Source organism: Rhodococcus sp. NFXS4 (assembly GCF_058139645.1).
The window spans coordinates 3,250,874-3,274,173 of sequence record NZ_CP192221.1; the positions used below are offsets into that span (position 1 = coordinate 3,250,874).

At 68.3% G+C, this 23,300-nt stretch carries 25 protein-coding genes and 1 tRNA gene; 11 read left to right on the top strand and 15 right to left on the bottom strand.

The window, feature by feature from the left end; translation table 11 throughout:
• Positions 1-14 precede the first annotated feature (14 nt).
• A complete protein-coding gene (locus J4E04_RS15200) occupies positions 15-1,469 on the top strand; it encodes an MDR family MFS transporter (RefSeq protein WP_222638272.1) in 1,455 nt (484 codons plus the stop codon).
• Between the two features lie 48 nt (positions 1,470-1,517).
• Positions 1,518-2,270 carry a GAF and ANTAR domain-containing protein gene (locus J4E04_RS15205; RefSeq protein WP_056447162.1) on the top strand — a complete coding sequence of 251 codons (753 nt, stop codon included), beginning with the start codon at positions 1,518-1,520 and terminating at the stop codon, positions 2,268-2,270.
• A 37-nt stretch (positions 2,271-2,307) separates the two neighbouring features.
• On the opposite strand, the gene J4E04_RS15210 is transcribed toward J4E04_RS15205, so the two are convergent.
• From J4E04_RS15210 to J4E04_RS15225, 4 genes are all read right to left on the bottom strand, one after another.
• Complete coding sequence (locus J4E04_RS15210; RefSeq protein ID WP_082544607.1) at positions 2,308-2,919, bottom strand: vitamin K epoxide reductase family protein; 612 nt, start codon at positions 2,917-2,919, stop codon at positions 2,308-2,310.
• Between the two features lie 81 nt (positions 2,920-3,000).
• Entirely contained in the window at positions 3,001-4,542 is a 1,542-nt protein-coding gene (locus J4E04_RS15215; protein ID WP_490148936.1) for an AMP-binding protein, read from the bottom strand.
• 40 nt (positions 4,543-4,582) lie between these two features.
• On the bottom strand, positions 4,583-5,167 hold the full coding sequence (locus J4E04_RS15220) for a TetR/AcrR family transcriptional regulator (RefSeq protein WP_027504042.1): 585 nt from the start codon (positions 5,165-5,167) through the stop codon (positions 4,583-4,585).
• A 48-nt stretch (positions 5,168-5,215) separates the two neighbouring features.
• Complete coding sequence (locus J4E04_RS15225; protein WP_490148937.1) at positions 5,216-6,064, bottom strand: SDR family oxidoreductase; 849 nt, start codon at positions 6,062-6,064, stop codon at positions 5,216-5,218.
• A 58-nt stretch (positions 6,065-6,122) separates the two neighbouring features.
• Here J4E04_RS15225 and J4E04_RS15230 point away from each other — a divergent pair, with 58 nt between their 5' ends.
• A complete protein-coding gene (locus tag J4E04_RS15230) occupies positions 6,123-7,019 on the top strand; it encodes an alpha/beta hydrolase fold domain-containing protein (protein ID WP_027504044.1) in 897 nt (298 codons plus the stop codon).
• A 10-nt stretch (positions 7,020-7,029) separates the two neighbouring features.
• Here J4E04_RS15230 and J4E04_RS15235 read toward each other — a convergent pair whose 3' ends face one another.
• Positions 7,030-7,263, bottom strand: a complete 234-nt coding sequence (locus J4E04_RS15235; RefSeq protein ID WP_155956902.1) for a hypothetical protein — start codon at positions 7,261-7,263, stop codon at positions 7,030-7,032.
• A 153-nt stretch (positions 7,264-7,416) separates the two neighbouring features.
• Here J4E04_RS15235 and J4E04_RS15240 point away from each other — a divergent pair, with 153 nt between their 5' ends.
• From J4E04_RS15240 to J4E04_RS15250, 3 genes are read left to right on the top strand one after another with little or no spacing between them, the layout of a single operon-like run.
• Complete coding sequence (locus tag J4E04_RS15240; protein ID WP_490148938.1) at positions 7,417-8,130, top strand: SDR family oxidoreductase; 714 nt, start codon at positions 7,417-7,419, stop codon at positions 8,128-8,130.
• A 34-nt stretch (positions 8,131-8,164) separates the two neighbouring features.
• On the top strand, positions 8,165-9,163 hold the full coding sequence (locus tag J4E04_RS15245; protein WP_490148939.1) for an NADP-dependent oxidoreductase: 999 nt from the start codon (positions 8,165-8,167) through the stop codon (positions 9,161-9,163).
• Positions 9,164-9,193: 30 nt separating this feature from the next.
• Positions 9,194-10,786 (top strand): ABC-F family ATP-binding cassette domain-containing protein, encoded by a 1,593-nt coding sequence (locus J4E04_RS15250; protein ID WP_027504048.1) that lies wholly within the window; start codon positions 9,194-9,196, stop codon positions 10,784-10,786.
• A gap of 12 nt (positions 10,787-10,798) precedes the next feature.
• Here the strand turns inward: J4E04_RS15250 and J4E04_RS15255 are convergent, their stop codons facing one another.
• On the bottom strand, positions 10,799-12,013 hold the full coding sequence (locus J4E04_RS15255; RefSeq protein WP_490148940.1) for an EAL domain-containing protein: 1,215 nt from the start codon (positions 12,011-12,013) through the stop codon (positions 10,799-10,801).
• A gap of 158 nt (positions 12,014-12,171) precedes the next feature.
• Between J4E04_RS15255 and J4E04_RS15260 the strand changes: the two genes are divergently transcribed.
• Entirely contained in the window at positions 12,172-13,452 is a 1,281-nt protein-coding gene (locus tag J4E04_RS15260) for a serine/threonine-protein kinase (RefSeq protein ID WP_490148941.1), read from the top strand.
• A gap of 46 nt (positions 13,453-13,498) precedes the next feature.
• Positions 13,499-13,837: a DUF8129 domain-containing protein gene (locus J4E04_RS15265; protein WP_490148942.1), complete on the top strand. Its 339-nt coding sequence runs from the start codon at positions 13,499-13,501 to the stop codon at positions 13,835-13,837.
• 22 nt (positions 13,838-13,859) lie between these two features.
• Here J4E04_RS15265 and J4E04_RS15270 read toward each other — a convergent pair whose 3' ends face one another.
• Positions 13,860-14,276: a hypothetical protein gene (locus tag J4E04_RS15270; protein WP_490148943.1), complete on the bottom strand. Its 417-nt coding sequence runs from the start codon at positions 14,274-14,276 to the stop codon at positions 13,860-13,862.
• Between the two features lie 24 nt (positions 14,277-14,300).
• Positions 14,301-15,230 carry a glycoside hydrolase family 43 protein gene (locus J4E04_RS15275; protein ID WP_490150559.1) on the bottom strand — a complete coding sequence of 310 codons (930 nt, stop codon included), beginning with the start codon at positions 15,228-15,230 and terminating at the stop codon, positions 14,301-14,303.
• A 176-nt stretch (positions 15,231-15,406) separates the two neighbouring features.
• Here J4E04_RS15275 and J4E04_RS15280 point away from each other — a divergent pair, with 176 nt between their 5' ends.
• From J4E04_RS15280 to J4E04_RS15290, 3 genes are all read left to right on the top strand, one after another.
• Positions 15,407-16,636, top strand: coding sequence for a DUF3500 domain-containing protein (locus J4E04_RS15280; RefSeq protein WP_490148944.1), 1,230 nt, complete (start codon positions 15,407-15,409; stop codon positions 16,634-16,636).
• Between the two features lie 48 nt (positions 16,637-16,684).
• Positions 16,685-17,611, top strand: coding sequence for an aldo/keto reductase (locus J4E04_RS15285; RefSeq protein ID WP_490148945.1), 927 nt, complete (start codon positions 16,685-16,687; stop codon positions 17,609-17,611).
• A gap of 100 nt (positions 17,612-17,711) precedes the next feature.
• Positions 17,712-18,380, top strand: a complete 669-nt coding sequence (locus J4E04_RS15290) for a VOC family protein (RefSeq protein WP_490148946.1) — start codon at positions 17,712-17,714, stop codon at positions 18,378-18,380.
• Between the two features lie 139 nt (positions 18,381-18,519).
• Here the strand turns inward: J4E04_RS15290 and J4E04_RS15295 are convergent, their stop codons facing one another.
• The 7 genes from J4E04_RS15295 to J4E04_RS15325 all read right to left on the bottom strand — a co-directional run bounded on the left by J4E04_RS15295 (position 18,520) and on the right by J4E04_RS15325 (position 23,169).
• A complete protein-coding gene (locus J4E04_RS15295) occupies positions 18,520-19,200 on the bottom strand; it encodes a haloacid dehalogenase type II (protein ID WP_222638282.1) in 681 nt (226 codons plus the stop codon).
• Positions 19,201-19,260: 60 nt separating this feature from the next.
• Complete coding sequence (locus J4E04_RS15300) at positions 19,261-20,055, bottom strand: GAF and ANTAR domain-containing protein (RefSeq protein WP_490148947.1); 795 nt, start codon at positions 20,053-20,055, stop codon at positions 19,261-19,263.
• A 50-nt stretch (positions 20,056-20,105) separates the two neighbouring features.
• Positions 20,106-20,357, bottom strand: coding sequence for a hypothetical protein (locus J4E04_RS15305; RefSeq protein WP_222627592.1), 252 nt, complete (start codon positions 20,355-20,357; stop codon positions 20,106-20,108).
• Positions 20,354-20,551 (bottom strand): hypothetical protein, encoded by a 198-nt coding sequence (locus tag J4E04_RS15310; protein WP_222627594.1) that lies wholly within the window; start codon positions 20,549-20,551, stop codon positions 20,354-20,356. Before J4E04_RS15310 ends, J4E04_RS15305 begins: the two co-directional genes overlap by 4 nt.
• 199 nt (positions 20,552-20,750) lie before the next feature.
• A tRNA-Leu gene (locus J4E04_RS15315) sits at positions 20,751-20,824 on the bottom strand.
• 29 nt (positions 20,825-20,853) lie between these two features.
• Positions 20,854-21,693 carry a sulfurtransferase gene (locus J4E04_RS15320; RefSeq protein WP_490148948.1) on the bottom strand — a complete coding sequence of 280 codons (840 nt, stop codon included), beginning with the start codon at positions 21,691-21,693 and terminating at the stop codon, positions 20,854-20,856.
• Positions 21,694-21,735: 42 nt separating this feature from the next.
• A complete protein-coding gene (locus J4E04_RS15325) occupies positions 21,736-23,169 on the bottom strand; it encodes a short-chain fatty acid transporter (protein ID WP_490148949.1) in 1,434 nt (477 codons plus the stop codon).
• Between the last annotated feature and the right edge of the window lie 131 nt (positions 23,170-23,300).

Here is a 23,300-nt window from a genome sequence, read left to right on the forward strand (position 1 = left end):
GAGGCCCCACGACGATGCAGGTTCAGCAGACAGAGGTGGACGCGCCGCGCGTCACGGACGGGCCTCTGCCACGGAGCAGTCGGCTGTTGATCGCGGTGCTCGTGGTGTCGGCATTCGTCATGATCCTCAACGAGACGATCATGAGCGTCGCGCTGCCCACCCTGATGGTCGATCTCGCCATCGACGCCGGCACCGCGCAGTGGCTCACCACCGGCTTCCTCCTGACCATGGCCATCGTCATCCCGACCACGGGCTTCCTCTTCCAGCGCTTCACTCTCCGCCAGGTCTTCTTCGCGGCGATGTCGCTGTTCTCCGTGGGCACCGTTCTCGCCGCGTCGGCGCCCGGCTTCCCGCTGCTGCTCACCGGTCGAGTCGTCCAGGCAGGCGGCACGGCGATCATGCTTCCCCTGCTGATGACGACCGTGCTGCGACTGGTTCCCGCCGATCGGCGCGGCCGCATGATGGGCGTCATCTCCATCGTCATCGCCGTGGCTCCGGCCGTGGGGCCGACCATCTCGGGTGTCATCCTCAGTGCGCTCGACTGGCGGTGGATGTTCTGGCTCGTGCTCCCGATCGCGTTGTTGGCCTTCGCGATCGGATCCCGCCTGGTGGAGAACGCCACCGCGGCGAGCACGGTGGCCCCGTTCGACGCCGTCTCGGTGGTGCTGTCCGCGCTGGCGTTCGGCGGCATCGTGTACGGACTCGGCAGCCTGGGTCACGCCGCCGAGGGCACCGCGGTCCCCGTGTGGATCCCGTTGGGTGTCGGCGTCGTCGCACTGGTCGTGTTCGTCCTCCGGCAGATCGCTCGTCAGGACTCGGGCCGGGCCCTGCTCGACCTGCGTCCGCTGCGCACCCCCACGTTCAGCATCGGCCTGGGCATGCTCTCCATCAGCATGATGGCGCTGTTCGGTGCCCTCATCCTGCTGCCGATGTATCTGCAGAACGTCCGCGGGCTGGACACGTTGACCACGGGCCTGATGCTCCTTCCCGGCGGTCTGATCATGGGCGGTCTCGCTCCCGTCGTCGGACGGGTCTTCGACCGGGTCGGCCCCCGCCCACTGGTGGTCCCGGGCGCCGTCGTCGTCAGCGCCGCACTGTGGTCGATGACGATCCTCACGGCCGACACCGCCCTCCCCGTGGTCGTCGCGATCCACTCGCTGCTCAGCGTCGGACTCGCTCTGATCATGACTCCGCTGATGACCTCCTCACTGGGTTCGGTTCCGCCGCAGTTGTACTCGCACGGCAGCGCGATCTTCAACACCGTGCAGCAGTTGGCGGGAGCGGCCGGCACCGCGCTGTTCGTGACCGTGATGTCCACCGCTGCGGCCTCCCGACTGGCCGGTGGCGTGGGCGACGTGGCGGCGCAGCAGTCGGGGATCCACACCGCGTTCCTGTGCGGCGGTGCCGTGTCCCTGCTGGCAGTGGCCGCCTCGTTCTTCATCCGTACGCCTGCGGCCGACCGGGGGTGACCTGGTCGTTGCCGGAAGGTTGTCGCCCCGTCGTGGTGCAATGGTGCCGTGAACTCCTCTGACTCTTTGCCGCTCGCGGTCGTGATCGGTAACGCCGTCCGCTCGTTGAGCGCGGCGGGCACCGACGACGACCATGCTGCGGAGTTGATGCACCGGCTGGTCGACGCCGCCTGCGCGTGCATCCCCGACACGGACATGTGCGGAGTCACCGTCGAGCTGAACGGCGCACCCTTCGCGGCCGCGACGTCGTCGGCCACCGTCTCCGCCATCGACCTCGAGCAGTACGACGCGGACAGCGGTCCGTGCCTGCACGCCGCTCGCGAGGGCGAGACGGTGCTGGTCGACTGCGAGGCGGGAGACGCCCGGTGGCCGGAATTCGGCACCACTGCGCGCGCCGCGGGGATCGCCGCGATGATGTGCACCCCGGTGCGGGTGGGTGACCGCACCATCGGTTCGCTCACCCTCTTCGCCCACACCCCGCACTCGTTCGACGACCTGGACCGTCAGGTTCTCAGCACGCTGGTCGGCGCCGTCTCGGACGCGCTGGAGCGCGATGACCAGCACCGCGACCTCTCGACCACCGTCGACGGCCTCCGCGATGCCATGGCCCACCGCGCACCCATCGAGCAGGCCAAGGGCATCCTCATGGCCCTGCGCGGCATCGACGACGCCGCGGCGTTCGAGGTGCTCTCGACCGAGTCGCAGCGCACCAACCGCCGACTGCGGGACATCGCCCGCGAATTCGTGTCGTCGGTGACGGACGTCGCGCCGGCCGAGATGACCGGCGCGCGCCCCGCCTGACGCACGGGGTGCGGTCAGCCGGAGCCGGAGGGCGTGGTCAGCCGAGCACGAACCTCTGCACGACGAGTCCTGCCAGCACGAGATACCAGAGGACGAGGGGGACGGCGTGGTACCGCGTCAGCAGGTCTCTCGTCCGGCCCGGTCCCGCCAGAGCCGACACGTTCACCACCGTCACGTACCAGAAGACGGGCACCGTGACGGCCCACACCACCATGCAGTACGGGCAGAGCGCACCGATCTCGTACAGGCTCTGCACGATGAGCCAGTGCACGAAGGCGACGGCCGCGGTGACCCCCACCTGCAGCCCTGCCCAGAACCACCGATCGAGACGCGTGCGCATCAGCAGGGCGACGCCCACCATGGCGACGATGGCGAAGCCGCCCACCCCCATGAAGGAGTTGGGGAATCCGAGGACGGCCGCCTGGCGTGATGCCATGACCGAGCCGCAGTTGACCACGGCGTTGAGGTTGCACGTCGGCGCGTACGACGGGTCCGCCGTCAGTCGTATCTTCTCGTAGGTCAGCACACAGGCGGCCGCGAATCCGACGACCCCGCCGATCAGCAGGACCCACGGCAGCACGCGCGCCGGGGTTCCGCGAGACGGACGGTCCACGTCGACGTCGTCGTCGGACAGCGAGGACATCGTCATCGGTGAGATCCCGTCGGAGAGTCGGAGAGTGGTCGAGTCCCCGAGTGTAAACAGCCTCCCTGAGAGATCGGCTCCGGCGAGTCAGTTGACCTCGCGGTCCATCCCGTCCCAGTAGGGCGTGCGCAACTTGAACTTCTGCAGCTTGCCGGTGGCCGTGCGCGCCAACTCGTCCCGGAACTCAACGGTGGTCGGCGCCTTGTACCCGGCCAGTCGCTGCTTGCACCACGCGATGAGGTCGACCTCCGTCTCCGGGCCGGCGTCCACGTCCGGCGCGAGCACCACCAAGGCCTTGATCGTCTCGCCCCACTTCTCGCTCGGCACCCCGATGACGGCGACCTCGCTCACCGAGGGATGGGAGAAGAGGCAGTCCTCGACCTCGATGGACGAGACGTTCTCGCCGCCGGTGATGATCACGTCCTTCTTGCGGTCGGCGATGGTGAGATAGCCGTCGTCGCCGATGAGGCCGCCGTCACCGGTGTGGAACCAGCCGCCGTCCAGCGTTCTGGCGCTCTCCTCGGGCCGCCCCCAGTAGCCCTCCATGACGACGTTGGATCGCGCCAACACCTCGCCGGTCGGGTCGACGTCGAGTCGGACACCCAGTGCGGGGGCGCCGGCCCGAGTGAGCTTCGCGGCACGCTCCTCGGGTTCCAGATCGTCCCACTCCTGGCGAGTGCGGTTGACGGTCAGCAGAGGGGACGTCTCGGTGAGCCCGTAGATCTGGATGAACTCCCACCCCAGTTCACGCTCCACGCGCGCAACGGTCTTCGTCGGTGGCGGCGCACCGGCCATGATGATGCGCACCCGATCCCGGCCGGGGATCTCGCCCTCCCACGACTGCGCGGCATCGAGCACGGCTGCCGCGACGGCGGGGGCCGCACACATCACCGTCACGCCGTGATCGCGCACGCGGCGCAGGATCTCGGCGCCGTCGACCTTGCGCAGGACGATGTGCTGCGCACCGACTCCCGTCATCGCGAACGGCTGTCCCCAGCCGTTCGCGTGGAACATGGGCAGGGTGTGGAGGTAGACGTCGCGATCGCTGACGCCGACGTGCATGCCGAAGGTGACCGCGTTGACCCAGATGTTGCGGTGCGTGATCTGGACACCCTTGGGGCGAGCCGTGGTCCCCGACGTGTAATTGATGGCAACGGTTGCGTTCTCGTCCGGATCCCACGGTGCCGGAGTGGATCCCGGCGGAGCGTACAGATTCTGGTCGTCACCGAGAACGACGACGTGTTCGCACTCGACGTCGCCGAGCGAGTCCTTCAGCTCCGGATCGATGTAGAGCACGCGCGCACCGGAGTCCTCGATGATGTACCGCACCTCGTCCGGCCGGAGTCTAAAATTGACGGGAACGATGACGCGGCCCCAGCCACTGATTCCGTAGAACGACGTGAGCAGACGGCCCGCGTTGTGGCTGACGATCGCCACTCGATCGCCACGCTCGATACCCAGATCGTCGAGTTTCGCGGCCTGCCGCCGGGCGAGGTCCGCCATCTCGGCATAGGTCGGCGATCCGAGGCTCGGAGCGGGCTGATCGGGCTCGTCGACGAACCCGACCCGGTCTCCGTACACGGCGGCGGCGCGGTCGAGGAAGTCGGTGACACTGAACGGGACGAACATTCGACCGACACTAACAAGGCTCCGCGCCGTGCGGCGCAGTTCACCGAGAGGCGGTGCCCAGCAGGTCGGCCATCATGCCGACGAGCCACTCCTCGACGACGTCGAGCGGCCGCGTGCTCCGTTGCGCCTTGCACATGAGGAGGGCGCCCTCGATGGCCGACAGGGCAAGGGTCGCACCGCGTTCCGCGTCGTCACGAGCGACACCGCGCTCGCACAGAGAGTCCGCGATGATCTTCTCCCACGACGTGAAGGCCGCACCTGCCGCGTCGCGGGCACCCGGGGTGTTGGGCCCCTCGACGGCCGCCGCACCGACGGGACACCCCGCGACGTGATCCGTCGCGACGAGTTGGTCACGGAACGACCCGACGATGGAGGCCATGGTGTGCTCGGGTCCCCGCGACGCGAGACCCGCCGAGATCATCGATCCCATGAAGTCACCCGCGCCCCGTGTCGCTTCCTCGACGAGCTGCGGGCGCCCTCCGGGAAAGTGGTGGTAGATCGATCCGCGCGGCGCATGGGCATGCTCGATGACGTCGGCCACCGAGGTGGCCTCGACACCCTTCTCCCGGAACAGCAGCGCCGCGCTGCGCAACATGTCGGTACGGGCGGTGCTCTGCCTGGGCATGGGATTCCTCTCGTTCTATGCAGTGCACTATACCGACCGTGCTCGTGCTCAGCCGACGGTGAGAAACTCCCGGAACGAGAGCGGTCGGCGTCCGGTGATCTCCTCCACGTCACCCGAGACGTCGGCGAGAGCTCCCGAGGCGATGGCCGTGTAGGTCGACACCCACGCGTCGTTCTGCCAGGCGGGTGCCGCCCACCGTGCCCTCGACTCGTAGGCCTCCGCCACCGTCTCGTCGTGAAACCGCACGTCGACTCCCCGGACGTCGGACAGTGTGGCGGCCACCTCCGTCATCGACAGCGCCTCGGGCCCGGTCAGATCGTAGGTCCGGCCGATGTGACGGGCAGGGTCGCTCAGCACCGCCGCAACGGTGCGCGCTACGTCGACGCGGGCGACGAGCGCGGCACGCCCCTCCCCCGCCGGTCCGCGCAGAACACCGTCCTCCCCCACGAAGTGCTCCATGACGTCGAGGTAGAAGTTGTCCCGGAGGAACGTGAACCCGATACCCGTGGACCGGATGTGACTCTCCGTGGCGTGGTGATCTCGGGCCAGGGTGAAGACGGCGTCCGGCGCGGCGCCGACGAACGACGTGTAGACGATGTGGCGCACGCCGGCGGCGACCGCCGAGTCGACGAACGTCCTCTGCTGGTCGACACGATCGGCGCTCTCGGAGGCCGAGACCATGAACAGGACCTCGATCCCGGCGAGTGCCTGCACCGCGGCGGTCGCGTCCGCGTAGGAACACTGCGCGACGTCGGCACCCGGGTGTGACGGCGCGCGACCGGCGTTCCGCACCAGCAGACGCTGCGACGCGCCCGCAGCGGCGAGCGACGCGGCGACGGCGCCGCCGAGTGCGCCGGTCGATCCGGTGACCGCGACGGGAGTTCGGGTGACGTTCATGGGATTTCCTCTCGTGACACGATGGCCGCCGGACGATCACCGACCAGGAGACTTTTTCATGGCGACGTGGCAGATGCGCGCGGTGGCGCTGTACATGCGGGCGACGGCGAAGCGGACGATGGCGTCCGAGGCTCGTGCCGACCGCCGGATGCGGCGGCCGAAGGACTCTCCGACTCCGCCGGCGCGCATGGCGGGACGGCACGACATCGAGCGGTTCGAGGTCGCGGGACGGCCCGTCGACGTGGTGCGTCCGCGCGACCGACCCTGCGTCGGCGGCGTCCTGCATCTCCACGGCGGAGCGTTCGTCAGCGAGATCGCCGCTCAGCACTGGTCGCTCGTCGATCAGCTCACCGAGGCGGGGCTCGCTGTCGCGGTACCGCACTACGGTCTGGCTCCGGATCACACCGTGGACGACGCCTACCCCCTCCTGACGTCGGTCCACGAACGGATGGTGTCCGAGCACGGGATCGACCACACCGCGATCATGGGCGATTCCGCCGGCGGCACCCTCGCCCTCGGGCTCGCGCAACGGCTCGCGGCAGCCGGCAGACCGGGGTCTCATCTCTGCCTGATCTCCCCGTGGCTCGATCTCGCGCTGACGAACCCGGCGATCCCCGATGTCGAGGCGCGCGACCCGTGGTTGTCGAGCGTCGGCCTGCGACATGTGGCGCGGACGTGGTCGAACGGTCGAGACCTCGACGATCCCGTGGTCAGTCCACTGCGCGGGCCCACGCGCGGACTACCGCCCGTTCACGTCCTGATCGGGGATAGAGATCTGTTCCTGCCCGACGTCCGGGCGTTCGTGGACGAGGCGCGCGCAGCGGGCGTCGACATCCGCAGCACCGAGTGTCCCGGGGCGATCCACGTCTACCCCCTGCTTCCCACACCCGAGGGGGCGAGCGCGCGGCGCAGCATCGTCGACGCCCTGATACGCGATCTCACGACCGCGCCCTGACGTCGCTGCGTCAGGTGTCGCTCACCGCATCACGACGCGCGCGGAGACGCCGAAGACGAACGACGACGACCACGGCGAGCAACAACCACCCGGCGCCGATCACACTGCAGCCGACCACGACCATGGTGCGCAACGGATGATCCTGGTCGAGGCGTGCACCGACGAGCGCCCAGAACAGGCCCAGCACCGCGAACAAGGCCATCGCCTGCGCGACGGATCGCTTGAACGTCACTCGTCTCGTCACCAGCGGGGTGTACCCCGCACCGGGCGCGGACTACCCCCGAGGGGGGTGCGAGTCTCGTCACGCGGGAACGACGACGGTGCCGCAGCGCGGAACAAAACATGACCATGCTCGGTTCTGAGTACAGTCATATAACCTCACAGAATCGAGCTCGTCATGACCACTCTCGCCGGATCCGTCGTCCTTGTCACCGGAGCCAACGGTGGCATCGGTACGCAGTTCGTCCACGATGCCCTCGCCCGCGGCGCCGCCAAGGTGTACGCCAGCGCCCGGACGCCGCGCGACTGGGACGACGACCGCATCGTTCCCGTCACCCTGGACGTGACCGACCCCGCGTCCGTCGAGGCCGCCGCCGCACAGGCCGCGGACGTCACGGTGCTGATCAACAACGCGGGCGCACTTCCGCCCGGCGCCAGCCTGCTCGACGTCGAGGTCGCCGACATCCGCGCCACCATGGAGGTGAACTTCTTCGGTCCCCTGCTCGTGGCGCGAGCTTTCGCGCCGGCACTGATAGCTCACGGCGCGGGCGTGCTGATCGACGTGCACTCGGTCGCCAGCTGGTACCACTTCGGTGGCGCGTACAGCGCGTCCAAGGCGGCCCTCTGGGCGGCCACCAATTCCCTGCGTCTCGAACTGGCGCCCCACGGCGTGCTCGTCACCGGTGTGCACATGGGGTACGTCGACACCGCGATGGCGGCGGGCGCCGACGGGCCGAAGTTGACGACCGAGCAGCTCGTCGCGGCCGTTCTGGACGGAGTCGAGGCAGGTGAGACGGAGGTGCTCGCCGACGAGCTGACCGTCGGCACCAAGGCCGCACTGGCCGGACCACTCGACGCCCTGTACCCCGGATCCCGCCCCACCACAGTCTGATTCGACCGGCCGAAGAGAACTCAGGAGGCTCACGATGCGCGCACTCGTTCTCACCCGCTACAAGCACCCTCTCGTCGAACGGGATGTTCCGGAGCCGATCGTCGGTGATTACGACGTCCTGATCAGAGTGGAGGCGGCCGGTCTCAACGTGCTCGACGAGAAGATCCGTCTCGGCGAGTTCACGCAGATACTTCCGTACACTCTTCCCCGCACACTCGGTCACGACGTCGCCGGCACCGTTCTCGCAGTCGGCTCGGCGGTGCGGTCCTTCGCACCGGGGGACGAGGTCTGGTCGCGGCCACCGACCGATCAGATCGGCACCTTCGCCGAGCGCGTCGCCGTTCCCGAGTCCGACGTGGCACCGAAACCGGCCGGCATCAGCATGGCCGAGGCCGGGTCGCTGCCCCTCGTCGCGCTCACCGCGTGGCAGGCGTTGGTCGAGCGAGGCGGCCTGCAGGCAGGTCAGACGGTGCTGATCCATGCGGGGGCCGGTGGTGTGGGCACCATCGCCGTCCAGCTCGCGAAACATCTGGGAGCGACCGTGGTGACCACGGCCAGTGCGCGCAACGCCGACTTCCTGCGGGAACTGGGCGCCGACGTCGTGATCGATTACCACACCGACGATCTCGACACCCTGTCCGGCGTCGACCTCGTGCTCGACAGCGTCGGCGGTGAGACACTCGAGACCTCGCTCCGCGTGCTGAAGCGAGGTGGCAAGGCCATCGGGATCACCGGCCCGCCGGACCCCGCCTTCGCCTCCGACGCAGGCCTGAACATCGTCGTCCGCACGGCCATCGCGGTGATCAGCCGGAAGATTCGTCGACAGGCGGCGAAAGCCGATGTGTCGTACGAATTCCTGTTCATGCACGCGGACGGCGGTCAGCTACGGGAGATCGCCGCCCTGATCGAGAACGGGGCGCTCCGTCCCGTCGTCGGCCGCACCATCACCTTCGACGAGATCCCCGAGGCGCTGTCGACGATGTCCGCCGGCGGGAACCGTGGAAAGATCGTGGCCACCCTTCCCGTCACCTGACCGACGGCGGCTCCCGGTAGCGTCGTCGCGATGAGCTGGATTCGCATGAACGACGTCACCGCCGGGTACGAGCAGAAAGTCGTTCTCCGCGAGGTGTTCTTCCGTCTCTCCGACGGAGACAGGGTGGGCCTCACCGGCCGTAACGGGTCGGGCAAGACCACGCTCCTGCAGCTGCTCCTGGGTCGCGTCGCGCCGGACTCCGGCACGGTGGACGTCACCGAGGGTGCTCGGATCGGCTACTTCTCCCAGTTCTCCGAGCTCGACGGCGATCGCAGCATCACCGCCGAACTCGAGTCGCTCTTCGGGGACATCAGGGCGGTGGAGACCGAACTGGCCGAGGTCGAGACGGCGCTCGGAGGCGACATCGACGAGAAGGAGATGTACCGCCTCGTCGACCGCCAGGCCGAGCTGCTCGAGCAGATGGAGGTCGGCGGTGGATGGACGTACCACCAGCAGATCGACACCGCCCTGTCGATGCTGGGTTTCGACGCCGAGCGTCGAGAACTGCCGGTGGACAAGCTGTCCGGTGGATGGCGCAACCGAGCCGCGCTGGCCCGCATCGTCCTGGAATCGCCCGACGTCCTCCTTCTGGACGAGCCGACCAACTTCCTCGACGTCGCCGGGATCACGTGGCTCGAGCGGTGGCTCCGTGACTTCCGCGGCGCACTGCTCCTCGTCTCCCACGATCGCCATTTTCTCGAGCAGGTGGTGACCACCATCGTCGAGATCGAGAACAACCGGTTGCACACCTACGACGGGAGCTACTCGGAGTACGTGCAGCAGAAGCAGTTCCGACTGAAGAACCTCGAGAAGGAGTTCAGCACCGAGCAGCAACTCCTGGCCTACGAGCAGGACGCGATCACCGACCGGAAGGAAGCCGCGAAGAATCCGAGCGGCGTGCTGAAGCGGCGACTGGCGTCGATCAAGAAGAGCAAGACCCCTCGACCGGTCGATCAGATCATCACGTCGATCTACAGCGGACTGCACGTGCACGACGACCTCTGCGTCGTCGACGGCGTCACGAAGGGGCACGGCGGCGATCCACTGTTCGCGGATCTCTCCTTCGAGATCCATCGGGGCGACCGCATCGCGATCACCGGCCCCAACGGCTGCGGGAAGTCCACGCTCCTCGACGTGCTGACCGGGCTCGCACCCGCCGACTCCGGAACGGTGAAGTGGAAGGTCAAGGCGCCCGCGTTCATTCACTACAACACGGTGCTCGCGAACCTCGATCCGGACGACACCGTCACGCACGCGGTCAACGCGATGCCGGACAGTCTGGCACTGACCGCGACCCGGAAGGACGTGGCACGCTTCCTCGCTCTGCTGCAGTTCTCCGAGGCCGAACAGAAGCAGCGCATCGGAACGCTGTCCGGAGGTCAACAGGCACGCGTCGCGTTGGCCCAGTGTCTCCTGTTCGGAGCCGGCGTCATCGTGCTGGACGAGCCGACGAACCATCTCGACCTCCCGAGCGCGCACGTCCTCGAGCGAGCGCTGACGGCGTTCCCCGGGGCCGTCGTGGTGGTGAGCCACGACCGCTTCTTCATCGAGAAGGTGGCCTTCCGCCAACTCGCCTTCGACGGCCGGGGCGGAGTGCAGAAGATCGCCGGCGTGCAGATGTAGCCCGGGGTTCGCTCAGCGCGGCGGCACCCGGTGCAGAAGCAGCGTGGCCGCGTCGAGCACCTGATCACGGTCGCGGGTGAGTCGATACTCCACACACGGCTCCCCGTCCGCGGTGCACGGCACCGCGGTCAGCGCCGCGGCGAATTCCGGGTCCACCACCACGATCGAGTGTTCTCTCGCCAGCGGCTCGCTCTGTCCGATCACGACGATTCGATGGTGGCCGGCCAGCGATCGCGCGTCTCCCGCGGTGAACAGCACGGTCAGAGCACTTCGCTCGGACAGCTGATCGAGCAGCTGCCGCCGAGTCCCGATCATCGTCTCCGGCTCCGGGACCGTGACGAGCACCAACGATGTCGGCCCACACCCCAGGGCACGACGGAGCAGATCCGCCTCCAGGTCGGCCAGCGCGGCCGGGGTGGTCCGCACCGCGGACCCGCGGCCGTGAGTGAGCCCGAAGGGTGTCACGGCCACCGGGGCACGCACCGTCACAGCGGGGCCGGCCAGCCCTGGATGCGGTCGACGCGGCACGGCGTCGAAACGCGGTAGCGGGCCGGGTGCGCCGAAGTACCAGCCCTGCCCCCACGAGGCACCGAGCTCGAGGGCGCGGGCCTCGTGCGCAGCATTCTCGATTCCCTCGGCGACGACGACGGAGCCCGTTCGCACGGTCTCCGCGGCCACCGCGGCAAGGAGCGCGATCGTCTCCGGCGTGGACGGTTGCTGGACCAGGCGCATCTCCAGCTTGACGACGTCCGGTCGCAGCAACGCCAGCAGCGCGAGGCTCGACGAGTCCGCCCCCACGTCGTCGACGGCGATACGCCACCCCAGGTCTCGGGCGTGCGCGACCGCACGCAGTATTCCGGCCGGATCCGCCATCAGGTCACGCTCGGTGATCTCCACGACGATGGACTGGTCGGCGGCGTCCACGAGCGCACCGCGTGCAAAATCCGGCGGTGGGGCGTCCAGGGCGGCGGGTTCGGAATTCACGAACAACGCCAGTTCACTCGGGAGTCCCGCTTCCGCTGCGCCACGCACTGCGGACACGCGGCAGAGCCAATCGAACTCGGCGGTCACACCCCGGCGCTCGGCCTCGGCGAACAAGTCCTCGGGTGAGCCGCCGGACGCCGGCCTGGTCAAAGCCTCGTAGCCGACGATCGAGCGATTCCTCAGATCGACGATGGGCTGATAGACGGTGTCGATCGGTCCGGGAAGAAGAGGGGGTGCGTCCACCACATGCCCTTTCCGATCCACAACTGCTCCGACGTCCCCACCCGGCCACACAGTGTGCCTCGAGTTCCGTTCGAGTCGGACATCGCGGCTCTGCGTGACCAATGGCCGACCCGCCCTAGGATCAATGCCCATGGTGAACCGGTCGACAGGTGCGATGAATGGCTGAGCAGGTGGCCGCACCCCGCATCGTCGCCGGTCGCTACCTCCTCGGACCTGTCCTGGGCCGCGGTGGCGTCTCGGACGTGTTCCGGGCGACCGATCGGACGCTGGGCCGGGCCGTGGCGGTGAAGTTGTTCCGCAGCGACGACCACACGCCGCACGACCGTCGACGCATCGACAGCGAGATGCGCACCCTCGCGTCGCTGACCCACCCCGGCCTGGTCACGCTCCACGACGCCGGCTCCGAGTCCGACGTCGTCGGCTACGACGGGCCCTACCTGGTGATGGAGTTCGTGGACGGCACCACGCTGTCCACATTCCGCGCGGGCGGCGCCCTGCCGCCCGAGGTGGTCCGGCAGATCGGCCACCAGGTGGCGCAGGCACTGGCACACATCCACGCGTCGGGCATCGTCCACCGCGACGTCAAGCCTGCCAACATCCTGATCACCCGCGACGACGACGCGGGACTGCGAGCGAAGCTCACCGACTTCGGTATCGCGCGCATCGTCGACTCCGACCCGATGACCGAGCACGGCACCGCCGTCGGGACGGCGCACTACCTCAGCCCGGAGCAGGCGACCGGCGAGGCGACGGGGCCGGCCTCCGACGTCTACTCGCTGGGCCTGGTCCTGACCGAGTGCCTCACGGGACGAATGGTGTTCGAGGGCAGCGCGATCGCCGCCGCGATAGCCCGTCTGCATCGCGACCCGGTGATCCCCGTCGAACTCGGGCCTACGTGGGTGTCGCTGCTGACCGACATGACCTCCCGGACGCCGACGGCGCGCCCGACCGCCGCCGACGTGGCTCACCGGCTGCACACCCTCACCGAGGACACCGACACCGCGGTCCTCGCGACCCCGATGGCGACGCCGGCCGCCGTCGTGTCGGGCCGTCGATCCGCCGTGCCGTGGGTACTCGCCGCGCTGGGAATCTGCGCGGCGCTCGTCACGGTGCTCGCGATCCGCGGAGCGGGGTCGGACGGTGAACCGACGACGGAGCCGCCGCTGCCGAGCACGTCCGTGGTGGTCGAGACGACGTCGGAGCCGACGGCCACCCCTGTCCCGGTTCCCGAGACGGTCCCGGAGGTCGCGCCACCAGTCGTCGAGACGACGACGGTCGCTCCCGCACCCGTCGTTCCGCAACCCGCAGCACCCGGCAACGGCAACTCCGGGAACGGCAACTCTGGCAACGGCAATTCCGGGAACGGCAACGGTAACTCCGGGAACGGCAATCCCGGGAACGGCAACGGTAACTCCGGGAACGGTAATGGCAATCGCTGACTGATCACCCTCGTTTGTGGCGTGACAGCTCGGGTAGGCCGCACCCATGACTGCAGACGACGCGACCACACCACTACCCGACTACGACCAGCTCACGGTGGGGACCATTCAGCACCGTTGCCGATCGCTCGATCAGGATCAGATGGAGCGGCTGATCGCTCACGAGCGCGATGCGGCGAACCGCCCTCAGGTGCTTCAGATTCTCACTGCTCGTCTCGGCGAACTGCGCGCCGGAGCCGAACCCTCCGGAGGGGACCCGTCCGCCGCTCCCGGAGTGTCGGACACCCCGCGGCAGTCGAACGTCGGTCCGGAGCACTCCCCCACCGACCACACGCCGCTCCGGCACGGCGTCGCGTACCAGACCCCGGCACGCGGCAAGCCCTGACGACGCTGGGTCCGCGCGGCGTTCACCGGTCGGTGTGCGCCCAGCGTCGTGCGCCGGCGAAGGTGCTCGCGAGGACGAGCACGACGACGATCGTCAGGGCGGACCACATGGTCACGGACGCGTCGAAGGAGAACAGCAGGCCTGCTCCCAGTGCGGCCGCCGTCGCGACCACCGCGCCGAGGGGAAGCGCCACTGCCACCGCCGTCGTCGTGCGCCGGACCAGAGGATCGGAGGTCAGCCTCAGCGTCAGGAACACGGCGAGCAGCGCGAGAACGTATGCCGCCGCGACGCTCCCCACGTAGAGGACGAGCAACCCGTCCACGGGGAACGCCACGGACGCGTCGGGCGGCAGACCGACGAAGGCGGACACGATCCACAGCAGCCCGGGCAGCAGACCGAGCAGGACACCGGTGAGTCCCGCGGCGACGACTCGTCCCACGTCGTCAGCGACGTCCGGTGCGGATCACGCGGGTTCTCGCATCACACCGAAGTGCCGCGCGGTTCCGGACACCCCGGGCAGCTCCTGCACCGGGGACCATGTGGCGAGACCGTCCGTGCTGTCGGAGTACAGGTACTTCCCGTCGATGTAGGCATCGAGGTAGATGCGCCACACGTCGTTCGGCAGCTGGACCAGAGCCGGACCCTCGACCATGGAACCCCACGCGCCGGGGGCGACGAAGCGGTAGGGCCCGAGCACGGTCGGCGCGACGGCATGCTCGACGAACTTCTTCGTCTCGTTCTTGGTGAACGCGTGGTACGTGGATCCGACCTTCACGATCGTCGTGTCGATGTGGTCGGCTCCGATCCCGTCGAGCGGCACCGGGAGGCTCCACGAACTCAGGGACGCGTCGAGCGCCGTCATCAGGTACGGCACGAATCCGCCGCCGGTCGACAACGACAGGATGACGTGCACCCGGTCACCGTCGACGAACCATTCCGGAGCCCAGGCCTTGGTGACGAACGGCGACAGCGACGGGCCGTCGGCGAAGCCTGCCGACTCGGAGAAGAACGGGATGGGTGGGCCCTTGCCGTCTCCGGTGCCGGGCATGAACGCGCAACAGAACGGCACCGGCTGGGTACCTGTGAACGTCCAGTTCACCCGGTCCGGGCTGCGAGCGAAGCCGATGTTCGCACCGTCGGCCGTCGTGTAGGTGAGGCGGTACGACCCGTCGGTGTGGCGAAAGATGCTGGGGTCCCGCATCAGTCCCGACGGCGGTCGGAACGCGGACGTACGCTCCGGCGTGAACGTGGTCCCGTCCGACGACCGATACACGTCGAGGTCACGGTCGCTGGCATTGCTGAACGCGACCATCGTGTAGGTCCATTCCGCTGGAGCGGCAGCACTGCTCGCCGGGGCGGCGACGAGCAGGCTCGCCACGGCGAGAAGCACCATCGGTAGGCCGGACAGTCGCCTGCGTCGGAGGGTCGTCACCGATGCAGTCTCCCAGTCCCATCTGTCTCATCTGCACCATGATTCACATCGGTGCGGGATCGTTACGCAGGTCGTTCACAGGAAACGTCCAGCGTCCTCGCACCGCGGGTGCAGGAAGCATTCGTAACGTCCGACCCATGATGTTCTACAGAACCCCCACACCCGCCGGCTTCCCGCGAGGCGGCCGCACGGCCCTCGCCTCTGTTCTCGTGGCCGGCAGTCTGCTGCTCGGCGGCTGCAGCGCCGCCACCGAGAACGCGGCGACACCGGCCTCCGCCACCACGAGCCAGGAGGCCGCCGTGTCCACCGCCTCCGTCACCGAGGGCGCGACCACCACCGCGGCCACGATCAGCGACAGCGCCACGGCCGCCGAGGCCTTCCTGGCGACGCTCACCGACGCGCAGCGCGAGCAGGTCACCTATGCCTACGACGACGAGACCAAGACGACGTCCTGGTCCAACTTCCCCGTCACGTTCGTCGACCGCGCCGGCCTGAACCTCGCCGACCTCACCGACGAGCAGCGCGCCGCCGCCATGACCGTGCTCGAGTCGATGCTCGGCGACGACGCCTACTCGACCGTCACCGGCATCATGGGCGGCGACGAGTACCTGCACGAGAACAGCACCTCCACCGAGGACTCACTCGGCCAGTACTACATCGCCTTCTTCGGCGACCCGTCCGACACCAGCGCCTGGGAGATCCAGTTCGGCGGACACCACCTCGGCATCAACGCCACCCTCGACGGCGCCGCCGACGCCGTCACCTTCGCCCCCACCCACCTCGGCGTCCAACCCGCCGAGTACACCACTGCCGACGGCACCGACGTGCAGCCGTTCGACGGCATCTACACCGACGCCTTCGCCTTCTACGACAGCCTCACCGACGAGCAGAAGACCACCCTGTACCAGGGATCGGACGTCGCGGCCATGGTGTGCGCGCCCGGCAGCACCTGCGACTTCCCTACCGGCACCGGACTTTCCGGCGCCGACCTCACCGACGAGCAGAAGCAACTGCTCCTCCAGGTCATCGCGAACTGGGCCGGCATGGCCGACGAGGAGACCACCGCCGACGCGCTCGCGACCATCGAGGCGACGCTCGACACGACCTACGTGAACTGGTCCGGCGCGACCACCTACGACATGAGCCAGGGCGACGGAATCCACTTCCAGATCAGCGGACCGGACGTCTACGTCGAGTTCGCAGCACAGCAGGGTTCGGCCGGGGCGGACGTCGCGGGCGTCACCACCTCGGGGTGGGGCCACGTCCACACCACCTACCGCGACCCGAGCAACGACTACGCGAACAGTGTCACGCAACAGGAGTCGACCGGAATGGGCGGCGGCGCGATGCCGGGTGGGGGCTTCTGACGATTCCACGGTTGCGCCGGGCGGTTCGCGGCGGGTAGTCAGGTGCAGATGAAGACCTACGAGCTACCCGGCACCGATCTTCGCGCGTCCAGCGTCGTGCTCGGCCTCATGCGCATCGAGACGCTGAGCGACGAGGAGATCCGAACACTCGTCGGCACCGCGCGTGATGCGGGAGTGTCGGTCTTCGACCACGCGGACATCTACGGCAGCGATCGTCACGCCTGCGAGCGCAGGTTCGGCGACGCCGTGTCGTTCGCGTCGGATCGAGACGACGTCATCGTCCAGAGCAAGGTGGGCATCCGAGAAGGGTTCTACGACTTCTCGTCCGAGCACATCCTGACCACCGTCGACGAGTCTCTCGCCGCCTTGCGTACCGATCACCTCGACGTCCTGTTGCTGCACCGGCCGGACACCCTCGTGGAGCCGGCCGAAGTCGCGGCGGCCTTCGACACGCTGCACACGGCGGGCAAGGTGCGGCATTTCGGAGTCTCGAACCACACTCCCGGACAGATCGAGGTGCTGAAGACCGAGGTGCGACAGCCTCTGATCGTGAACCAGGTCCAGCTGAGCATCACGCATGCACCGCTCGTGGCGGCCGGTCTCGCGGCGAACATCGCCGGGCTCGAGCAGTCGGTCGACCGCGACAACGGTCTGCTCGATCACGCGCGACTGAACGGCGTCACTCTGCAGGCGTGGTCACCGTTCCAGAAGGGGACGTCGGACGGCGTGTTCCTCGGTGATCGCGAGAACTACCCCGAACTGGACGACGCGCTCCGCGAGCTCGCCTCCCAGTTCGGAACCACGCCCACCGCGATCGCCACCGGTTGGATCACCCGGCACCCGGCGAACATTCAAGTGGTGCTCGGAACCACCAACCCCGGCCGCGTGCGGGAAGCTGCCGCCGGTTCGGACGTGGTTCTGAGCCGGGAGCAGTGGTACCGCCTCTTCCGCGCTGCAGGGCACACGTTGCCGTGACCCCGGTGAACCATGCACTCCCGAACACCGGGATTCCCGCGCCCGCAGGAGAGAATCGTCGTCGAACACCCCTCAGCAGCACATCGACGAGGAGCAGCGCATGCGCACGCACGTCCACCTCAGCGGTCAGCTGATCTGTCGGGACGATGCCGAGTCGGCCGTCGTGTCGGAGTGTCTGCCCCGCCATGTCGAGCTGACGCGGGCCGAGCCCGGTTGCGTGTCCTTCGACGTCCAGCAGAGCGACGACCCCCTCGTGTGGCAGGTGGACGAGTACTTCACCGACGACGCCGCCTTCGCACGACATCAGGAGCGAGTCTCGTCGAGTGAGTGGGGCGGACGGACGGCGGGCATCGAACGGCGGTACGTCGTGGAGCGCGAGCGCGACGTCGCCCCGACGACGAGGGGGCCATTACGCACCGCAGGCATCTCTCTGGATTGCGCCGATCCGGAGGAACTCGTTCGGTTCTATCTGGCCCTCCTCGGTGGTCGTCGACTCTGGGGTGACGACCAGGCGTCCGGGATGCGCACCGATGAGGGGCTCGTCCTGGTGGCGCAGAAGGTCGAGGAGTACACACCTCCCGAGTGGCCCGGAACCGCCGTGATGCATCTGGACATCGACGCGGGCTACGACCTGGCCGGTGCAGTCCGGTACGCAGAATCCTGTGGCGCGCGACAGTCCGAGTCACAGGTCGATTCTCGGTGGGCTGTTCTCCTCGATCCGGCCGGACATCCCTTCTGCATCACGACGATGGTGTGGTCCGACCGATGACGAGTCCGGCGCGGTGGCCCCAGCGCTCGATCGGGCGGTGGAATCCGGTGCACCAGTCCGCGCTGTACGCGGTTCAGTGCACCGAATTCGCTCTGCGCGGCCGGCGTGCCGTTGTTCGTCGTCGATTGGCAGTGGCTGCTCACTCGTCGGTCGAGTCGAACAGTGCACGCACCACACCGTCGAGCGTCTGCGACGAGACGTCGGCCTCGCCGAAGGCGGCACTGGGCACCTTCTCCTCGCGGCGGCACCATCCGGTGCGCATTCCCGCGCGTCCTGCGCCCTGGAGATCCCAGGAGTGCACCGCCACCATCGCGCACCGGTCCGCTGTGACTCCGGCGCTCGACACCGCCAGCTCGTACGGCGCCGCTGCCGGCTTCCACGCGCGGACGTCGTCGATGCTGAGCACTCGTTCGACCCGATCGGACACACCCGCCCGGTCGAGGAACCCTGCTGTCGAGTCCGCGCTTCCGTTGGACAGGGTGAACACTCGCGCACCACTGGCGACAGCGGCGTCGAGTGCCGCGACGACGTCCGGGTGCGGTGTCGTCTCGGCGAACCCTCCGACGACGTGCTCGATGTCGGCGTCGGAGACGAACCCACGGGTGTACGCCCGCAGAGCGGACGATGCCACGACGGCGAACGGCTCGTACGCACCGGACAGGGTCAGCGCCATGCCGTCACGCAACAGGTGCGCGAACCATCCGTCGAACGACGACGACGGCGGCGCCACCGAGATGAACCTGTCGCGGACGATGTCGAGATCGGCGAGTGTGCCGACCACATCGAACACGACGACATCAGGAGCAACGGGTTCTGCCATGCCACCGGCGTACCCGACGCGGGGAGACGCCAACCCCGAGCCCATCCGTGTCGCCGACTGTCACCCGCCCGCCGCCACCCGGGTGTGCGCGGTCATGAGGACGGTTCCCACAATGGACTCGAGTCCCTCGCCCAGTGGTTCAGCACTGAGATCGGCGAGGATCTGTCTGCACAACAGCCGAACTGGAGTATTCGTCTCCTGCGACCGCCACCTGATCAGTGCGAAAGCCTGATCGTCCGTGATGTCGAGGACGACCATGACGATGCCCTTGCACTGATCGATGACCGCGCGTGACTCGAGCGCCGCTCGAAGACCGTCCACCTGACGTTGGGCGTCGTCGGCTCGCCGGGCGATCGCGAGCAACGACTCCACCACGGTGACACAGATCGTCGACGTGTCCGCGTCCGCGTACTCGAACCCGTGATCGCTCCGGCTGTAGAGGTTGAGAGCCCCGTAGCGCTCATCGCCCACCGACACCGGTGTGGACAGGAAGCTCCGCATTCCCGTGTCCGCGTTCCGTGTCCAGAACTCGGGATACCTCTGCGCGGCAACCCCGCTCGTCACACGGACCGGCGTCCGGGTCGCCGCGGCCTCCAGGCACGGGCCCTCGTCGGCGTCGTACTGAGCACGGTCGACAGCTCGGACGCACCCGTCGGTGACCACGATCGTCACCGGTCTTCCCCGTCGAATGACTGTCACGCCTGCCGCGTCGGCTCCGGGTACGGCGTCGACGAGGTTGTCGCACATCTGCTCCAGCGTCGCGTCCACGTCTCCGATGGATTCGAGGAACGAGGTCATCTTCCCGACCACCTCGGCGACGGAGGTCAGAGCCGCATCCGAGGGGCTCCGAGCCATGTGCCGTGCGTCCTCACAGTGCTTCTCGAGCATGAGATCACCGAGTCCTTTCAGGGCTCGTCGGTTGCCGCGTCTCCGGTGTCCGATCGGGCCACGCCCACGGTGAAGGCATTCGCCAACTCGTCGAGCACTCGCTCCGCTCGCGCGGCGCGCCAGGTGTCACCGCACTCGAGCAACCTGTCGCGGTGCGATGCGAAGTGGGCGCTGAGCAACGGGATGAGGTCGACCGGGATGTACATCGATCCCCGTGACGGCCGGGCCTCGAACACCTGGTCCACCTCGACGCCGATGTCCCCGGTCATGACGCATCGCTCAGCGTCGCGGGCAGCCCGCCGCCCGTTCGACGACGCTCGGCGAGCAGTCGCTCGAGTGCCATCAATCTGAACACCTCTTCTGCGGGGGCGTTCTCTCGTACGGCAGCGCGTCGTCTCTGCACGATCGCCACCACGTCGTCGACGTCGGCCGTCCGGTCCATGTCGTCTGCTCTCGACACCATGGCGTTCTCCCTTTCCGACACCGGACGAGTCGTGGAACAGTCGGGCCGATGCCTGGTCTCCGGCCGTCGCCCGGCCGGGAACGAGCGCGCGGCTCGGAGCGTCGACCGCGCTGGGTCAGGTCGATACCCGTAGGGAGTTCCTGTAAACACCACGAACGTATCGACGTGGCGTGCCGAGAGGACGGAAGGACGGTGTCGGTGCCCCCACCGGGACTCGAACCCGGAACACAAGGATTTTAAGTCCTCTGCCTCTGCCAATTGGGCTATAGGGGCCTGCTCGAGGCCAGCCTATCGTGGGCCGTTCAGGAGACGCCTGGTCCCGTCTCGACCGGTCGCGCGGGATCCGACGACCACGCGGACCAGGATCCCGGGAACAAGGCCGCATCGATACCGGCGAGTGCGAGCGCTGCGATCTCGTGCGCCGCGGTCACACCGGAACCGCAGTAGACGGCCACCTCGTCACCGGGTCGAATACCCATGGTCGTGAACCGATCTCGCAGGACAGCAGGCGCAGCGAAGGTCCCGTCGACGGTCACGTTGTCCGACGTCGGCGCGCTGAGAGCGCCGGGAATGTGGCCGGCACGGGAATCGACGGGCTCGACCTCCCCGCGGTACCGCTCCCCCGCACGTGCGTCGAGAAGACGACCGGGGAATGTGGCGGCAGCGTCTGCCGTGACCGTCGGCAGATGGCCCTCGGACAGCGTCACGTCTCCAGCCCGCGGCGCGGTCTCCTCGCCCGACCGCGTGGGTAGTTCGGCCGCCTGCCACGCGCCGAGTCCACCGTCGAGCATGCGCACGGTCTCGACGCCCGCCCAGCGCAGCAGCCACCACGCCCGAGCCGCAGCCATGTTGCCGGTGGCGTCGTAGACGACGACGGACGAGTCGGCGTCGATGCCCCATCGCCGCGCATACATCTGCAGATCGTCGAGTCGGGGCAAAGGGTGCCGCCCTTCGGTGGGCTCCCCGTGGCCGGCGAGTTCCGAGCCCAGGTCGACGAAGACGGCGCCGGGGATGTGCGCGTCGAGATAGTGCTGGTGGTTGGCGGGATCACCGAGTGCCCATCTCACGTCGAGCAGCACGGGCGGACGCGGCGACGTCAGCGCTGCGGACAACTCCGACACGGTCACCAGGATCTCCGACATGGCGATCAGAGTACGACTCGGTGTGCCGCGCGCACCGCTCGGTCAGGCAGGGATCACGGGCGGCTCGAAGGTGAACGTCGTCCCGAGCAGCCAGACGAGCAGCAGCACCACCGGGAAGTGGAAGAGGAACTGCAGGAACGTGAATCCGATGAGATCGCGCGCTCGCAGACCCAGGACGGCGAGCAACGGCAGCATGAAGAACGGGTTGATCAGGTTGGGTAGCGCCTCGGCCACGTTGTAGATCTGCACGGTCCAGCCGAGGTTCATCTGCACGTCGGTGGCGGACTGCATGACGTACGGCGCCTCGACCAACCACTTGCCTCCGCCCGACGGGACGAAGAGTCCCAGGATCACGGTGTAGACGGCGATGACCACAGCGAAGGCTCCGCCACCGCCGACCTCGGTGAAGAACGTGGCCAGGTGCTCGGACACCGTGACTCCGCCCCGCCCTTCGGATGTGGTCAGAATCGCGGCCATCGCGGCGTACAGCGGGAACTGCACCAGGATCCCCGCCGTGGCGGGTACGGCCTTGGCGACGGCATCGAGGAACCGTCGCGGTGTGCCGTGCAGCACGAGTCCCAGCATCAGGAACACCAGCAGGTAGCCGTTGAGGCTGCTCACCACCGACAGCACGGGCTTCGAGAGCAGTTGCGACACCAGCCATCCCAGCGTCATCGCCCCGGCGAGGATCGGGAGGATGCGGCTGTACTCGAGCCACTCGCCCGGACGGGTGCGCGTCGGCGGCTCGGCGATGGTGTCGTCGAGATTCACGTCCATGGCCTCGGCGGTCTTGATCGCCGCACCGGTGGGAGCGGAGAGGTGCGCGATGATCACCGTCAGCACGATGATGATCACGCACATGACCAGTGACTGCCACGTGAAGATGGTGGTGCCGAAGTCCAGGACTCCGGTGATGCGGAGCAGGGCCGACGGGAGCGAGCTCGCGGTGGCCTGGAGCTGCGCCGCGGACGACGACATGCCCAGTGCCCACACCGCGCCCAGGCCCATGAACGCCGCGGCGCCGAGCGCGCGGTAGTCGACGCTCAGATCGCGTCGCCGGGCGATGGCACGAGCGAGCAGTCCACCGAAGACGAGGCTGAGACCCCAGTTCAGGAACGACACCGAGCACGACATGAGCGCGACGAAGCTGACCGCCGTGCGTGGATTGTTCGGCAGCGCGGCCAGTCTCGTGATCAGCCGCGCCACGGGTGGCGACGTGGCCACGACGTACCCGGTGAGCACGACCATGGCCATCTGCAGAGTGAACGCCGTCAGGTCCCAGAATCCGTTGCCGAACGCGTCGACCACGTTCTGCGGCGACGATCCGTTCGCGAACGCGGCGATCGCCACCACGAGCACGCCGACCAGCGCGAAGATGTAGGCGTCGGGGAACCACTTCTCGGTGCCGCGGGCCAGTGCCTGGGCTGTTCGCGCCAGCCCCTTCTCCGCGGGTGCGTCGGTGTCGCGGACTGCCATGGTGACCTCCTGGTCGTCGAGCGATCGGTGTGTCGGGGACCACAACGGCCTCGATCGACCCTTCCCGTGCGTCCGCCCGAAGGCAAGAGGCATCACTGCACCCTCGATCTGCGGCGATGCAGGACTGCAGG

Excerpts from the sequence above, each read along its gene's own strand:
- J4E04_RS15215 (WP_490148936.1), bottom strand. The coding sequence starts at position 4,542 with ATGTTCGTCCCGTTCAGTGTCACCGACTTCCTCGACCGCGCCGCCGCC.
- J4E04_RS15200 (WP_222638272.1), top strand. The coding sequence starts at position 15 with ATGCAGGTTCAGCAGACAGAGGTGGACGCGCCGCGCGTCACGGACGGG.
- J4E04_RS15290 (WP_490148946.1), top strand. The coding sequence starts at position 17,712 with ATGCGCACGCACGTCCACCTCAGCGGTCAGCTGATCTGTCGGGACGAT.
- J4E04_RS15265 (WP_490148942.1), top strand. The coding sequence starts at position 13,499 with ATGACTGCAGACGACGCGACCACACCACTACCCGACTACGACCAGCTC.
- J4E04_RS15250 (WP_027504048.1), top strand. The coding sequence starts at position 9,194 with ATGAGCTGGATTCGCATGAACGACGTCACCGCCGGGTACGAGCAGAAA.
- J4E04_RS15275 (WP_490150559.1), bottom strand. The coding sequence starts at position 15,230 with ATGGTGCTTCTCGCCGTGGCGAGCCTGCTCGTCGCCGCCCCGGCGAGC.
- J4E04_RS15285 (WP_490148945.1), top strand. The coding sequence starts at position 16,685 with ATGAAGACCTACGAGCTACCCGGCACCGATCTTCGCGCGTCCAGCGTC.
- J4E04_RS15225 (WP_490148937.1), bottom strand. The coding sequence starts at position 6,064 with ATGAACGTCACCCGAACTCCCGTCGCGGTCACCGGATCGACCGGCGCA.
- J4E04_RS15245 (WP_490148939.1), top strand. The coding sequence starts at position 8,165 with ATGCGCGCACTCGTTCTCACCCGCTACAAGCACCCTCTCGTCGAACGG.
- J4E04_RS15295 (WP_222638282.1), bottom strand. The coding sequence starts at position 19,200 with ATGGCAGAACCCGTTGCTCCTGATGTCGTCGTGTTCGATGTGGTCGGC.
- J4E04_RS15280 (WP_490148944.1), top strand. The coding sequence starts at position 15,407 with ATGATGTTCTACAGAACCCCCACACCCGCCGGCTTCCCGCGAGGCGGC.
- J4E04_RS15240 (WP_490148938.1), top strand. The coding sequence starts at position 7,417 with ATGACCACTCTCGCCGGATCCGTCGTCCTTGTCACCGGAGCCAACGGT.
- J4E04_RS15220 (WP_027504042.1), bottom strand. The coding sequence starts at position 5,167 with ATGCCCAGGCAGAGCACCGCCCGTACCGACATGTTGCGCAGCGCGGCG.
- J4E04_RS15320 (WP_490148948.1), bottom strand. The coding sequence starts at position 21,693 with ATGTCGGAGATCCTGGTGACCGTGTCGGAGTTGTCCGCAGCGCTGACG.
- J4E04_RS15210 (WP_082544607.1), bottom strand. The coding sequence starts at position 2,919 with ATGACGATGTCCTCGCTGTCCGACGACGACGTCGACGTGGACCGTCCG.
- J4E04_RS15230 (WP_027504044.1), top strand. The coding sequence starts at position 6,123 with ATGGCGACGTGGCAGATGCGCGCGGTGGCGCTGTACATGCGGGCGACG.
- J4E04_RS15325 (WP_490148949.1), bottom strand. The coding sequence starts at position 23,169 with ATGGCAGTCCGCGACACCGACGCACCCGCGGAGAAGGGGCTGGCGCGA.
- J4E04_RS15260 (WP_490148941.1), top strand. The coding sequence starts at position 12,172 with ATGGCTGAGCAGGTGGCCGCACCCCGCATCGTCGCCGGTCGCTACCTC.
- J4E04_RS15305 (WP_222627592.1), bottom strand. The coding sequence starts at position 20,357 with ATGACCGGGGACATCGGCGTCGAGGTGGACCAGGTGTTCGAGGCCCGG.
- J4E04_RS15300 (WP_490148947.1), bottom strand. The coding sequence starts at position 20,055 with ATGGCTCGGAGCCCCTCGGATGCGGCTCTGACCTCCGTCGCCGAGGTG.
- J4E04_RS15310 (WP_222627594.1), bottom strand. The coding sequence starts at position 20,551 with ATGGTGTCGAGAGCAGACGACATGGACCGGACGGCCGACGTCGACGAC.